The sequence below is a fragment of the Acidovorax sp. GW821-FHT09A11 genome (assembly GCF_059418365.1).
The window spans coordinates 23,044-36,239 of sequence record NZ_JBWKPS010000013.1; the positions used below are offsets into that span (position 1 = coordinate 23,044).

13 protein-coding genes are annotated in these 13,196 nt (G+C 71.1%); 10 read left to right on the top strand and 3 right to left on the bottom strand.

All coding sequences use genetic code 11. From position 1 onward, the window contains the following. Positions 1-133 precede the first annotated feature (133 nt). Both AC07PV_RS22880 and AC07PV_RS22885 read left to right on the top strand, forming a co-directional pair. Positions 134-1,621: a M20 family metallopeptidase gene (locus AC07PV_RS22880; RefSeq protein WP_494631399.1), complete on the top strand. Its 1,488-nt coding sequence runs from the start codon at positions 134-136 to the stop codon at positions 1,619-1,621. A gap of 153 nt (positions 1,622-1,774) precedes the next feature. Continuing rightward, entirely contained in the window at positions 1,775-2,656 is an 882-nt protein-coding gene (locus AC07PV_RS22885) for an alpha/beta hydrolase (RefSeq protein ID WP_218297032.1), read from the top strand. A gap of 65 nt (positions 2,657-2,721) precedes the next feature. On the opposite strand, the gene AC07PV_RS22890 is transcribed toward AC07PV_RS22885, so the two are convergent. Further along, positions 2,722-3,207 (bottom strand): YidB family protein, encoded by a 486-nt coding sequence (locus tag AC07PV_RS22890; protein WP_218297033.1) that lies wholly within the window; start codon positions 3,205-3,207, stop codon positions 2,722-2,724. 224 nt (positions 3,208-3,431) lie between these two features. After that, entirely contained in the window at positions 3,432-4,790 is a 1,359-nt protein-coding gene (locus AC07PV_RS22895) for a M20/M25/M40 family metallo-hydrolase (RefSeq protein ID WP_494631401.1), read from the bottom strand. A 168-nt stretch (positions 4,791-4,958) separates the two neighbouring features. Between AC07PV_RS22895 and AC07PV_RS22900 the strand changes: the two genes are divergently transcribed. Continuing rightward, positions 4,959-5,882, top strand: a complete 924-nt coding sequence (locus tag AC07PV_RS22900; protein ID WP_494631402.1) for a LysR family transcriptional regulator — start codon at positions 4,959-4,961, stop codon at positions 5,880-5,882. On the opposite strand, the gene AC07PV_RS22905 is transcribed toward AC07PV_RS22900, so the two are convergent. After that, positions 5,879-7,054 carry an MFS transporter gene (locus AC07PV_RS22905; RefSeq protein ID WP_494631403.1) on the bottom strand — a complete coding sequence of 392 codons (1,176 nt, stop codon included), beginning with the start codon at positions 7,052-7,054 and terminating at the stop codon, positions 5,879-5,881. The genes AC07PV_RS22900 and AC07PV_RS22905 overlap by 4 nt on opposite strands. Positions 7,055-7,250: 196 nt before the next feature. On the opposite strand from AC07PV_RS22905, the gene ubiU reads away from it, so the two are divergent. The 7 genes from ubiU to ubiD all read left to right on the top strand — a co-directional run bounded on the left by ubiU (position 7,251) and on the right by ubiD (position 13,168). Beyond that, complete coding sequence (gene ubiU / locus AC07PV_RS22910) at positions 7,251-8,285, top strand: ubiquinone anaerobic biosynthesis protein UbiU (protein WP_494631405.1); 1,035 nt, start codon at positions 7,251-7,253, stop codon at positions 8,283-8,285. Between the two features lie 193 nt (positions 8,286-8,478). Continuing rightward, positions 8,479-9,408 carry a U32 family peptidase gene (locus AC07PV_RS22915; protein ID WP_218339365.1) on the top strand — a complete coding sequence of 310 codons (930 nt, stop codon included), beginning with the start codon at positions 8,479-8,481 and terminating at the stop codon, positions 9,406-9,408. Positions 9,409-9,426: 18 nt separating this feature from the next. Next, on the top strand, positions 9,427-10,047 hold the full coding sequence (gene trhA, locus AC07PV_RS22920; protein WP_218297039.1) for a PAQR family membrane homeostasis protein TrhA: 621 nt from the start codon (positions 9,427-9,429) through the stop codon (positions 10,045-10,047). An 18-nt stretch (positions 10,048-10,065) separates the two neighbouring features. Further along, on the top strand, positions 10,066-10,593 hold the full coding sequence (gene ubiT, locus AC07PV_RS22925) for a ubiquinone anaerobic biosynthesis accessory factor UbiT (RefSeq protein WP_369640892.1): 528 nt from the start codon (positions 10,066-10,068) through the stop codon (positions 10,591-10,593). A gap of 3 nt (positions 10,594-10,596) precedes the next feature. After that, positions 10,597-11,007, top strand: a complete 411-nt coding sequence (locus AC07PV_RS22930) for a putative zinc-binding protein (protein ID WP_218339368.1) — start codon at positions 10,597-10,599, stop codon at positions 11,005-11,007. Further along, positions 11,000-11,596, top strand: coding sequence for a UbiX family flavin prenyltransferase (locus AC07PV_RS22935; protein ID WP_218297042.1), 597 nt, complete (start codon positions 11,000-11,002; stop codon positions 11,594-11,596). The genes AC07PV_RS22930 and AC07PV_RS22935 overlap by 8 nt, the downstream gene beginning before the upstream one ends. 84 nt (positions 11,597-11,680) lie before the next feature. Next, on the top strand, positions 11,681-13,168 hold the full coding sequence (ubiD, locus tag AC07PV_RS22940) for a 4-hydroxy-3-polyprenylbenzoate decarboxylase (RefSeq protein ID WP_494631406.1): 1,488 nt from the start codon (positions 11,681-11,683) through the stop codon (positions 13,166-13,168). Positions 13,169-13,196: the final 28 nt, after the last annotated feature.

Genomic DNA, 13,196 nt, shown 5'->3' on the forward strand with positions numbered 1-13,196 from the left:
TGCGCGGGGGCTGGGGCGCGTGCGGCGTCCGCGCCCGCCGTGAGGGTCTCTGCGCGCCCACCGTGGCGTCCGCGCGGGGGTTGTGTTGGAATGCTGTTTTTGGTCCCCCAGAGACTTTTTCAGGAGAGCCCCCATGAATGCCCGTGTCCCCCACCAGATCCTGCAACCTGCACTCGCGCTCGAGCGGGTGAGCCAGGCGTGGGACGACGACATTGTTCGCCAGTTGACCGACTACATCGCCATCCCCGCCAAGTCGCCCATGTTCTCGCCCGACTGGGCCGAGCAGGGCCTGCTCGACACCGTGGTGCGCAACGCCGCCGCGTGGGTCGAATCGCAGAAAGTCGAAGGCCTCACGCTCGACGTCGTGCGCCTGGAAGGCCGCACCCCCGTGCTGTTCTTCGAGATCGCATCCACGCAGCCCGGCGCGACGGACACCGTGCTCATGTACGGCCACCTCGACAAGCAGCCCGAGTTCTCGGGCTGGCGCGGCGACCTGGGCCCCTGGACGCCCAAGTACGAGGACGGCAAGCTCTATGGCCGGGGCGGCGCCGACGACGGCTACGCGGTCTATGCCAGCATCGCGGCCGTGCAGGAATTGAAGCGCCAGAACGTGCCCCACCCGCGCATCGTGGGCCTGATCGAGACCTGCGAGGAAAGCGGCTCGCGCGACCTACTGCCCTATATCGATGCCCTGAAGCCCCGCATGGGCAACGTGGCGCTGGTGGTGTGCCTGGATTCGGGCGCGGGCAACTACGACCAGCTGTGGCTCACCACCAGCCTGCGCGGCATGGCCACCGGCACGCTCAAGGTCGAGATCCTGACCGAAGGCATCCACTCGGGCGACGCCTCGGGCCTGGTGCCCTCGTCGTTCCGCATCATGCGCCAGGTGCTCGACCGGCTGGAAGACAGTGCCACCGGCCGCCTGCTGCCCCAGAGCTTCCACTGCGAGGTGCCCGCCGACCGCCTGGCCCAGGCCCGCGCCACGGCCGCCATCCTGGGCGAAGAGGTGTACAAGCGCTTCCCCTGGGCCCACTACGACTGCGGCGGCGCCACCACCTTCGCCCTGCCCACCACCACCGACCCGGTGCAGGCCCTGCTCAAGCGCACCTGGGAGCCCACGCTCAGCGTCACCGGCGCCGAGGGCTTCCCGGCGCTGCAGGACGCCGGCAACGTGCTGCGCCCCTACACCGCGTTCAAGCTCAGCCTGCGCCTGCCGCCCCTGGTGGATGCCGGCCAGGCCGTGCAGGAGCTCAAGGCCCTGCTCGAAGACAACGCGCCCTACCAGGCCAAGGTCACCTTCCAGGGCACGAGCGGCGCCACGGGCTGGAACGCGCCCAGCGCCACGCCCTGGTTCGAGCAGGCGCTCAACGACGCCTCGCAGGCCCACTTCGGCGCGCCGTGCGGCCACATCGGACAGGGCGGCACCATCCCGCTCATGAACATGCTCAGCGAAGGCTTTCCCACCGCGCAGATGATGGTCTGCGGCGTGCTGGGCCCCAAGAGCAACGCGCACGGCCCCAACGAGTTCCTGCACGTGCCCTACGCCAAGAAGCTCACCGCCGCCGTGGCGCAGGTGATCGCGGCCATGGCGGCGCAGCAGGCCACCGCCGTGGCGGCCTGAACCCCACCGCGCGCATCGCCGCCCCCGCGCATGTGCCCTGGCGCTGCCTCCTCCCCCGGTGTGTGGATGCAGCCGCCGCCCTTCCCCCGCACCGCAACGCGCGCCGCCAGGGCGCTGGCCCGGCCGGCCGCGTTGCCTTGAGCCCGTTCCACCATGTCCTCTGACTCCATTGCGTCCACCCTGAGCACCTTGACCACCTTCACCGCGGGGGATGGGGAAAACCTGGCGGTGCAGGACTGGCCCCTGGTGGGGCGCGGCGTGCCGGCACGGGGCACCGTGCTGCTGGTGCACGGCCTGGGCGAACACGTGGGCCGCTACGACGCCCTGGCGCGGCGCCTGAATGCCTGGGGATTCGCCGCGCGCGGCTACGACCAGTACGGCCACGGCGAGTCGAGCGGCCCGCGCGGCGGCCTCACCTCGGACATGCGGCTGCTGGACGACCTGGCCGACATGGTGGACGCCACCCGTGCCCGCATGCCGGCCGGCCAGCCCCTGGTGCTGCTGGGCCACAGCATGGGCGGGCTGGTCGCCTCGCGTTTTGTGTCCCTGAACCTGCGGCCGGTGGATGCGCTGGTGCTCTCATCCCCCGCGCTCGACGCGGGCCTGGGCGCCGTGCAAAAACTGCTGCTGGCCACGCTGCCGCGCATCGCACCGAACCTGCGCGTGGGCAACGGGCTGGATGCGCAGTACCTCTCCCACGACCCGGCCGTGCCCGCGGCCTACCTGGCCGACCCGCTGTGCCACGACCGCATCAGCGCGCGCCTGGCGCGCTTCATCGCCACGGGCGGCCCCGCCACGGTGGCCCGCGCCGCGCACTGGAGCGTGCCCACGCTGCTCCTGTGGGCGGGCAGCGACAAGCTGGTCAATCCCGCCGGCAGCCGTGCCTTCGCGGCCGCCGCGCCCCGGGCGCTGGTGCAGTCGCACGGCTTCGAGCCCTTGTTCCACGAGCTGTTCAATGAAAGCCCCGAACTGGCCGCGCCGGTGTTCGACATGCTGCGGCAGTGGCTGGAGCGGCGCTGCCCGGCGGCGGGGTGAGCGCCGCCGCAGTGGTTTCGGGCCAGAATGGCCGGTAGCGCTTGTCCATCAAGCGCTGAAAGCTACTATTTTTGTAGCAAACCGCCCAGCATTCCAAACAGGTCGCTGGACGTTCCAAACCCGCCCTGCGGCGCCTCGCCGCGCGGGCTGAGCTGGTCGATCAGGCCCGGCAGCACCTGGGCCAGCTGGCCTGCCGCCGCGCCGGAGCCCACGCCCAGCTGCGCGGCGATCTGCGACAGCGGGCCGCTGCCCAGCACGTCCGAAAGCTGCTCGCCCGAGATGGCCTGGTTGGGCCCCGCGCTGAGCCAGGAGGCGATCACGTTGCCCAGCCCGGCCTGCTGGAACCGGGCCATCAGGCCCGGCAGCCCGCCCACCGGGCCATCGTTGCTGATGAGGGACATCACGGCCTGCACCAGCTGGGGGTTCTGCGCGGCCAGGCTCAGCAGGCCACCCAGCCCGCCTGCGGCACCGCCGCCGCCGGCGGAGCCCTGGGGGCCGCCCTGTGATGCGCTATTGATGACGGCACCCAATACGGAATCGAGCAAACCCATGGTGATCTCCTGCAGAAGGGGGTAAAAAACGGCCGAGCGCCGGCCCGGGGCCGCTCACGGCCCTGGGCCCGGTACCAGCGATGGTACGCATCCGCGCCCTGGCCCCAGTGTCAACAATCGTGAATTCCCCTACCGCCCGTGCGTGGGCGACGGGCTGGGCCGGCAAGGCTGGCAGGTGCCGGGCCGCCGGCCAGGCCGTGGCGGGAGGGCCCGCCGCCCGCCGTTCACTGGCTGCGCGCCGGGCGTTTCTCCAGCAGGGGTTCGCTCACGCCCTGCACCCCCACCAGGCCCAGCACCGTGACCAGCGAGGTCTGCGCCCCCTGCCAGGCATCGGTCAGGTCGATCCACTCCGACAGCGCATGGAAACCACCGGTCTTGCCCCCGCCCCCGATCACGATGGCCGGGATGCCCAGCGACATGGGCACGTTGGCATCGGTGCTCGCGCCACCCAGCACCGTCTTGCGGCCGAACGCGGTGTTGGCGCGCACGGCGGCTTCCACGATCAGCGAGTCCGCCGCCGTGCGGCCGCCGGGGCGGTCGCCGATGAGCCTGGTGGAGGCGGAGAGCGTGTTCACATTCCAGCGTGCGTTCTCCTCGGCCACGGCGGTATCGATGGCCGAGAGCACCTGCTTTTCGGTGGCCAGCAGCGGGGCCATCTCGTCGGAGCGGATGTCCACCGCCATGCGCGCATCGGGCGCGATGGTGTTCACCGAGGTGCCGCCGCCCACCGTGCCCACGGTGAAGGTGGTCTTGGGGCTCTTGGGGGTGCGGATCTCGGCGATCCTGGCGATCGCGCGGCCCATGCCGTGGATCGCGCTGGGCACCTGGCCGAAGGCCGCGTAGCTGTGGCCGCCCGGGCCCTTGAAGGTCACCTCGTGGCGGTGGCTGCCGGTGCCCAGCACCAGCACCGTGCCGTCGGGCGCGGGCTCCAGCGCCACCAGGCCGTCGATGTCCAGGTGCTCCTTGAACAGGTGCTTCATGCCGCGCAGGTTGCCCAGCTCTTCCTCGCCCACATTGCCCACGAACACCAGGTCGCCCACCGTGGCGATCTGCTGGTCGTTGAGCACCTTGAGCCACGACAGCAGCACGGCCAGGCCGCGCGTGTTGTCCGAGATGCCGGGCGCGTAGAGCTTGCCGTCGCGCTCCTTCACCTTCACGTCGGTGCCGGCGGGGAAGACGGTGTCCAGGTGGGCCGAGATCACGAGCTTGGGCCCGCTGCCCATGCCCTTGCGGATGCCGACCACGTTGCCTTCGGCGTCGACGGCGGCGCTGGCCAGGCCCAGGGCCTTCAGGCGTGCGAGGAAGGCCTCGGCGCGCCTTTGCTCCTTGAACGGTGGCGCCTCGATCTCGGTGAGCATGCGGAGGTCTTGCGCCGCGCGGTCGTGGTCGGCCTTCACCGCGTCGAGCAGCTTCAGGATCTGGGGCGCCGCCATGAGCTGCGTGTAGGCCTGGTCCACGGCCGGGCGCAGCGTGGTGGGCGTGGCGGCGACGGCGCCTTGCGCGTGGGCGGCAGGGCCCAGCAGCGCGGCGGCCAGCGCCACGGCGCCGGGAGTGAAGCGGAAGATGGAGGCAGGGTTCTTCATGGTCGGGATGATGGAGAGGGCGGAGTTGCGAAGGAAGGGGGGCCCGGCCACACGCGGGCCGCGGCATCCGGTGCGCGCGGCGCCTGGCACGCAAGCGCCCTGCAATTGTTGGACCGATTGGCGGGGCGCGGTTCTGCTTTAATCTGCCGGGCCGACAGTTTTTCTTACATGCGCCAGCACATTCCCAGCACCCGCGCCCTGCTCGTTTTCGATGCCGTGGCGCGCCACCACGGCGTGAGCAAGGCCGCCGAAGAGCTGTGCCTCACGCACAGCGCCGTGAGCCAGCAGCTGCGCCTGCTCGAAGGCCAGCTGGGCCTGCAGCTCGTGCAGCGCGGCGCGCGCGGCTCCACGCTCACCGAGGCGGGCCGCCGCTACCACGCGCAGGTGGTGGGCGACCTGCTGCGCCTGCAGAACCACACGCTCGAAGCCATGGCTCAGCGGCCCGACGGCGCGCGGCTGCTGGTGGGCTGCGTGCCCGTGTTCGCCGAGCGCTGGCTGCTGCCGCGCCTGCCCGCCTTCCTGGCCACGCACAAGGGCTGCAGCCTGCACCTGCAGGTGTACCCCACGCACACCTACATGCAGGAGATCCCTTTCGACGTGGCCGTGCAGTACAACGACGCCGCCTGGCCCGGGGTGCAGCCCGTGCCGCTGATGAGCGAGGTGTGCGTGGCCGTGTGCGCTCCCGGCTCGCGCCACCGGCGTGCGATGGAGCGCGGCGACTTCCGCGCGGTGCCGCTGCTGCAGCTGAGCTCGCGGCTGGGCGCGTGGGATGCGTGGTTCACCCGCGCGGGCATCACGCGCGTGCCGGCGCACAGCCTGGGCGGCCACCGGTTCGACCTGTTTTCCATGCTGGTCGAGGCGGTGCGCGCGGACCTGGGCATCGGCCTGGTGCCGCACTACTTCGTGGAGCGCGAGCTGCTGTCCGGCGAACTGGCGCTGGCGCATCCGCACCATGACAGCGGCCTGCGTGGCTACAGTCTCTTCGTGGCGCAGGGGCGGCAGGAAGACCCCGCCGTGGCCGCGTTTGCCCGGTGGCTCGCCCACGCGGTCGCGGTGCCGGGCGGTGCCGGCGCCGGAGCCACGCGGGCCTAGACGGCGCGCCGCCGCCGGGCCGCGAGCCAGGCGAGCGCCAGGCCCGTGACCACGATGGGCACCAGGGACCCGGCATTGAGCAGCGTCCAGCCCTGCGTGGTGACCAGCACGCCGGACGAGAACGAGCTGAGCGCCAGCGTGGCGAACACGCAGAAGTTGATGGCGGCCTGGGCGCGGTCCTTTTCCTCGGGGCGGTAGGCGGTCATGGACAGCGTGGTGGCCCCCGTGAACAGGAAGTTCCAGCCCACGCCGAGCATGAACAGCGCGATGCCGAAATGGTGCAGCTCCACGCCCATGAGCGCCACGGTCACGCAGGCCAGGTTCAGCAGCACGCCGGCGCCCATGATGGACAGCACGCCAAAGCGCTTGATGAGGTGGCCGGTGACGAAGCCGGGCGCGAACATGCCGATCACGTGCCACTCCAGCACCAGCGCGGCCGCATCGAAGTTGAAGCCGCACACCTGCATCGCCAGCGGCGTGGCGGCCATCAGCAGGTTCATCACGCCATAGCCCAGCGCGGCGCCCAGGATGGCCACCACGAACGCGGGCTGGCGCATCAGCTCGGACAGGGGGCGGCCCGCGACGGGCTGCCCCGCGGCGTCGCGCCGCGCGGGCTGCGCCTCGAAGCGGATCGCCGCCATGCACAGCATGGACAGCAGGGCCACGCCCATGAGCACCACGTAGGCGCCCGCGAAAGGCACCGGAAACAGCGTGCGCGTGGCGCTGGCCAGGTTCGGCCCGGCCACGGCGCCCAGCAGGCCGCCCGCCAGCACCAGCGACACGGCCTTTTCGCGGTAGGCCGCGGGGGCCAGCTCGGCGGCGGCAAAGCGGTAGAGCTGGCCATTGGCGCTGTAGTAGCCCGCCACCACGGTGGCGGCGCACAGCAGCCAGAAACTGGCGCTGAAGGCCGCCCACGCGCACAGGCCGCACGACGCGATCGCCACGGCCAGCCCGATCTGGAACGACACCTTGCGGCCCCACCGGGCCTGGCTGCGGGCCACGAGCGCGGTGGACAGGGCCCCGCCCACCACATAGCCCATCACGGGCAGCGTGGCCATCCAGCCAAAGGGGGCGAGCTGCAGGCCCACCAGTCCGTTGATGGCGATGAAGACCACGTTGTTGGTCAGGAAAAGGCCCTGGCACAGGGCCAGCAGCCACAGGTTCTTGTTCACGGCGAAGGGTGTTGTTGGAATGGGGAAGGAAAGGGTCGAGGCGGGCATGGGCGGCCGGGCCGCGTCAAAGTCCGACTGCATTGCTCTGGCATTGTGCACTCCGGTTGATGAAGATCAGCCGGCGCGCGCAGCGGCCTCGGTATGGTGCCACCCAGTGCTTGGGCTCCCACCGGGGGCCTGCGTTTGAACCAGAGCCATGGAACCCCACAACCCTGCAGAGGCCGCGCCCGCCCTCGAACTCGTCTGCCCCGCCGGCAGCCTGCCCGCGCTCAAGGCGGCGGTGGACCATGGCGCCAGCTGCGTCTACCTGGGCCTGCGCGACGCGACCAACGCGCGCAACTTCGCGGGCCTGAACTTTGACGAGGCGGCCATCGCCAGCGGCATCGCCCATGCGCATGCGCGTGGCTGCAAGGTCTTCATGGCGCTCAACACCTACCCGCAGGCCGCCAACCCCGCGCCGTGGCGCAGCGCCCTGGACAAGGCGGTGGACCTGGGCGTGGACGCGGTCATCCTGGCCGACCCGGGCCTCATGTCGTACGCGGTGCAGCGCCACCCCCGGCTGCGGCTGCACCTGTCGGTGCAGGGCTCGGCCACCAACTACGAGGCCATCAACTTCTACCGCGAGCAGTTCGGCATCGTGCGCGCCGTGCTGCCGCGCGTGCTGTCGATGGAGCAGGTGCGCCAGGTCATCGACCGCACGCCCGTGGAGATCGAGGTGTTCGGCTTTGGCAGCCTGTGCGTGATGGTCGAGGGGCGCTGCGCGCTGTCGTCGTATGCGACGGGCGAATCGCCCAACACGCACGGTGTGTGCTCGCCCCCGAAGGCCGTGCGCTGGGTGGAAACGCCGCAGGGCCGCGAGTCGCGCCTGAACGGCGTGCTGATCGACCGCTATGCGCCCGGCGAGAGTGCCGGCTACCCCACGCTGTGCAAGGGCCGCTTCGACGTGGGTGGCGACGAGAACTACTACGCCATCGAGGAGCCCACCAGCCTCAACACCCTGGAGCTGCTGCCCCAGCTCGTGAAGATGGGCGTGCGCGCCATCAAGATCGAAGGGCGCCAGCGCAGCCCGGCCTACGTGGCCCAGGTCACGCAGGTCTGGCGCGAGGCCATCGACCAGTGCCTGGCCCACCCTCACCGCTACGCGCCCAAGACGCGCTGGATGGCCAGCCTGGACCAGGTGGCCGAAGGGCAGCAGCACACGCTGGGCGCCTACCACCGCCCCTGGAAATGAAGAACAACCCCCCGATACGCTTCGCGCCTTCCCCCTTCTCTCGCCTCGCTTGCGCGATGCGGGAAGGGGGACACCGCCAGCGCGGCGGGACGGCCCTTGCGCGGCGGTCGCTGGCTTGGGCCGCGCCAGATTCGAACTCCATGCGCCGCTCCCAGCATCTGGATCCCACGATCAAACCCCTGAAGCCCGCCCCATGAAACTCTCTCTCGGCCCCCTGCTGTACTACTGGCCGCGCGACACCGTGTTCGCGTTTTACGAAGCCATGGCCGCCACGCCCGTCGACGTGGTGTACCTGGGCGAGACAGTGTGCTCGCGCCGCCATGAGCTGCGCCTGGCCGACTGGCTGGCGCTGGCGCGCATGCTGCGGGACGCGGGCAAGGAGGCCGTGCTGTCCACCCAGGTGCTCATCGAATCCAGTGCGGACGTGGGCCTGCTGCACAAGATCACGGCCAACGGCGAGTTCACCGTGGAGGCCAACGACATGGGCGCCGTGCACTGCCTCTCGCGGCCACCCACCGGGCCGCGGGCCTTCGTGGCCGGGCCGCACCTGAACCTGTACAACGCGCACTCGCTGCAGTGGATGGCGCAGTTCGGCGCCACCCGCTGGGTGATGCCGGTGGAGATGTCGCGGGACGCGCTGTCGGCCGTGCTGGCGCAGCGCCCGCAGGGCCTGGAGACCGAGGTCTTCGCCTACGGGCGCATGCCGCTGGCGTACTCGGCGCGCTGCTTCACCGCGCGCCACCGCAACCTGCCCAAGGACGACTGCCAGTTCAGCTGCCTGCAGCATGCCGACGGGCTGCCGCTGCGCACGCGCGAGAACGAGGGTTTTCTCGTGCTCAACGGCACGCAGACGCAATCGGCCCGCGTCTACAACCTGGCCAACGAACTGGCGGGCCTGCGCGCCTGCGGCGTGGACGTGCTGCGCCTGAGCCCGCAGGCGCAGCACATGCCGCAGGTGGTGGCCGCGTTTGACGAAGCCCGCCACGCGCGCGCCCCCGAGGCGGCCTGCGACCTGGTGGAGCGCATGCAGCCGCTGATGCCCGACCTCCCCTGCGACGGCTACTGGTTCGGCCGCCCGGGCCTGGAGCAGGGGCGCGTGCGGAGCGCCGTGGCGCAGTCCTGACCCGCGGGCCCCCATCGCATGTACGCCGGAGAACGCTTCAACAGCATCAGCCACCTGGCCGGGGCCGTGCTCGCCACGGCGGGCGCGGCCGTGCTCATCACGCTCGCGGCGCGCCTGGGCGACCCGTGGAAGGTGGTCGCCTTCAGCATCTACGGCGCCATGCTGGTGGCGCTGTACGCCGCGTCCACCGCGTACCACAGCGTGCGCCGGCGCGCCATCAAGGCCGTGCTGCAAAAGCTCGACCACTGCAGCATCTACCTGCTGATCGCCGGCAGCTACACCCCGTTCGCGCTCGTGTCGCTGCGCGGCCCCTGGGGCTGGTCGCTGCTGGGCGTGGTGTGGGGCCTGGCGCTGCTGGGCATCGCGCAGGAGATCTGGTGGGCGCGCGGCGCGCGGGCGCTGTCGCTGGCCATCTACGTGCTCATGGGCTGGCTGGCGCTGGTGGCCGTGGTGCCGCTGTGGCGGGCGCTCACGCCCGGGGGCTTTGGCTGGCTGCTGGCGGGCGGGGCCTGCTACACGCTGGGCATCGTCTTTTACGCGCTGGACCACCGCGTGCGCCATGGCCACGGGCTGTGGCACCTGTTCGTGCTGGGCGGCAGTGCCTGCCATTTCTTCACCGTGTTCTTCTACGTGGCCTGAGCGCCCGATTCCTACCCTATGGCTGCTTTCTCCTCTTCGCCTTCGAACCCGCGGGTGGTTCCCCCTCCCGTGGGGGCCGTGCTGTCGCGCCTGCCCGCCTACCCGGGCTCGGTGCTGCTGGTGACGGCGCTCAACCTCGCGCTGGCCCGGCACCTGCCCCCCGACGTGGGCCGCCTGCTGTTCGACAAGAAGATGCGAGTGCAGGTGCGCGATGCGCGCCTGGCGTTCGACTTTGCCTGGACCGGCCAGCGTTTCGCGCCCCATGCCCCGCTCGCGGCACCCGCCGTGGCGGACCTGACGCTCAGCGCCACGGCCCACGACTTCCTGCTGCTCGCCCAGCGCCAGCAGGACCCCGACACGCTGTTCTTCAGCCGCCGCCTGTCGATGGAGGGCGACACCGAACTGGGCCTGGTGGTGAAGAACGCGCTCGACGCCATCGAGCTGCCGGTGCTGGACCCGCGCCAGTGGGCGCAGAGGCTGGCACCGCGCCAGGTGCTGGACCACCTGCGGCGCCGCCGGGGCCCTGCGCCACGCCACGGAGGGTGAGCGATGACCCCCCACCAGGCCCTGAACCACCCCCTCGTCTACTCCTGCTCGGGCTGCTCCAGCGCCGCGCAGCTGGCCAACCACGTGGCGCTGCGTCTGGACCGGCACGGCGTCGCCGAGATGTCGTGCATCGCCGGCGTGGGCGGCGATGTGCCGCACCTGCTGAAAACCGTGCGCTCGGGCCGGCCCATCATCGCGCTCGACGGCTGCCCGCTGGTCTGCGTGAAAAGCACGCTCGCGCGCCACGGCATCACCGCCGACCGGCACTACCAGCTGCAGCACTACGGCGTGAAGAAGCGCGCGCACGAAGACTTCGACCCCGTGCAGGCGGCGCTCGTGCTGGAGCAGGTCGAGGCCGACCAGCAGGCGCAACCCCTGCGCGCCCGGGCGGCCGAGGGCGCGCCCCATGGCTGAGCCCGTGCCCACCCGCCGCATCATCGTCGCCATCTCGGGCGCCAGCGGCGCCGTGTACGGCGCGCGCCTCCTGCAGGTGCTGCAGGGCCAAGGCGGCATCGAGACGCACCTGGTCGTCTCCGACGCGGGCTGGCGCAACCTGCAGCACGAGCTGGACCTGGACCGCCCCGCCGTCGAGGCCCTGGCGCACCGCGTGCATGACGTGCACAACGTGGGCGCGGCCATTGCCAGTGGCTCGTTCCAATGCCATGCGATGGTGGTCGCACCCTGTTCCATGCGCACGCTGGCCGCCATCGCGCATGGGCTGGCCGACAACCTGCTCACGCGCGCGGCCGACGTGGCGCTCAAGGAACGCCGCCGCCTGGTGCTGATGGTGCGCGAATCGCCGCTGCACCTCACGCACCTGCGCAACATGGTCGCCGTGACCGAGATGGGCGGCATCGTCTGCCCGCCGCTGCCGGCCTTCTACCTGCGCCCGCAGACCGTGGGCGAGGTGGTGGACTACAGCGTGGCGCGCGCGCTCGACCTCATCGACGTGCCCCACGACCTGGCGCCGCGCTGGTCGGGGCTGGAACTGGATGCTCATTAATTGATAGCTACTGGCGCACCATTTATAAGCGCTACAGGCTGATTTCATTCAAATTCAAATTCAAAATCAAAATCTGGTACTGATATGGCCTACCGCGACCTGCGCGACTTCATGGCCCAGCTCGACGCCACGGGCGACCTGCGCCGCGTGCGCGAGCCCGTGTCGCCGCGCCTGGAGATGACGGCGCTGAGCGACCGCGTGCTGCGCGCGGGCGGCCCCGCGCTGCTGTTCACGCAGCCCACGGGCCACGCGCTGCCCGTGCTCACCAACCTGTTCGGCACGCCCGGCCGCGTGGCCCGCGCCATGGGCGTGGCCGACCTGCATGGCGTGCGCGCCCTGGGCGAACTGCTGGCCACCCTCAAGGAGCCCGAGGCACCCCGCAGCGTCAAGGACATGCTGGCCATGGGCCCCTTCCTCAAGACGCTGTGGCACATGGCGCCGCACACCGTGGCCCGGGGCGCGCCCTGCCAGCAGGTGGTGTGGGAAGGGCCGGACGTGGACCTGGCCCGCCTGCCCGTGCAGCACTGCTGGCCGGGCGACGTGGCCCCGCTCATCACCTGGGGCCTGACCATCACGCGCGGGCCGCGCAAGGCGCGGCAGAACCTGGGCATCTACCGCCAGCAGGTGCTCTCGCGCAACCAGGTCATCGTGCGCTGGCTCGCCCACCGGGGCGGCGCGCTCGACTTCGCCGACCACTGCGCCGCGCACCCCGGCCAGCCCTACCCCGTGGCCGTGGCGCTGGGTGCGGACCCGGCCACGCTGCTCGGCGCGGTCACGCCCGTGCCCGACTCCTTGAGCGAATACCAGTTCGCCGGCCTGCTGCGCGGCGCACGCACCGAGGTCACGCCCGCGCTGGGCGTGCCCCTCTCGGTGCCCGCCACCGCCGAGATCGTGCTCGAAGGCCACATAGCGCCGGACGCGAGCCACGCGAGCGGCTGGCAGCATGCGCTGGAGGGGCCCTACGGCGACCACACCGGCTACTACAACGAATGCGCCGAGTTCCCCGTGCTCACCGTGGACCGCATCACGATGCGCAAGGACGCGATCTACCACAGCACCTACACCGGCAAGCCGCCCGACGAGCCCGCCGTGCTGGGCCTGGCGATGAACGAGCTGTTCATCCCGCTCCTGCAAAAGCAGTTCCCCGAGATCGTGGACTTCTACCTGCCGCCCGAGGGCTGCAGCTACCGCATGGCCGTGGTGAGCATCCGCAAGGCCTACGCGGGCCACGCGCGGCGCGTGATGATGGGCGTGTGGAGCCACCTGCGCCAGTTCATGTACACCAAATTCATCGTGGTGGTGGACGACGATGTGGACGTGCGCGAATGGAAGGATGTGGTCTGGGCCATCACCACCCGCATGGACCCGGCGCGCGACACGCTGCTGGTGGAACACACGCCCATCGACTACCTGGACTTCGCCTCGCCCGTGAGCGGCCTGGGCAGCAAGATGGGGATGGACGCCACGAACAAATGGCCCGGCGAAACCCAGCGCGAGTGGGGCCGGCCCATGCGCATGGCCGACGCGGCCACGGCCCGTGCAGAGCAGTTGTTCGCGGCGCTGGGGCTCTAGGACCGTCAGCCGCGCAGCCACTCGGGAG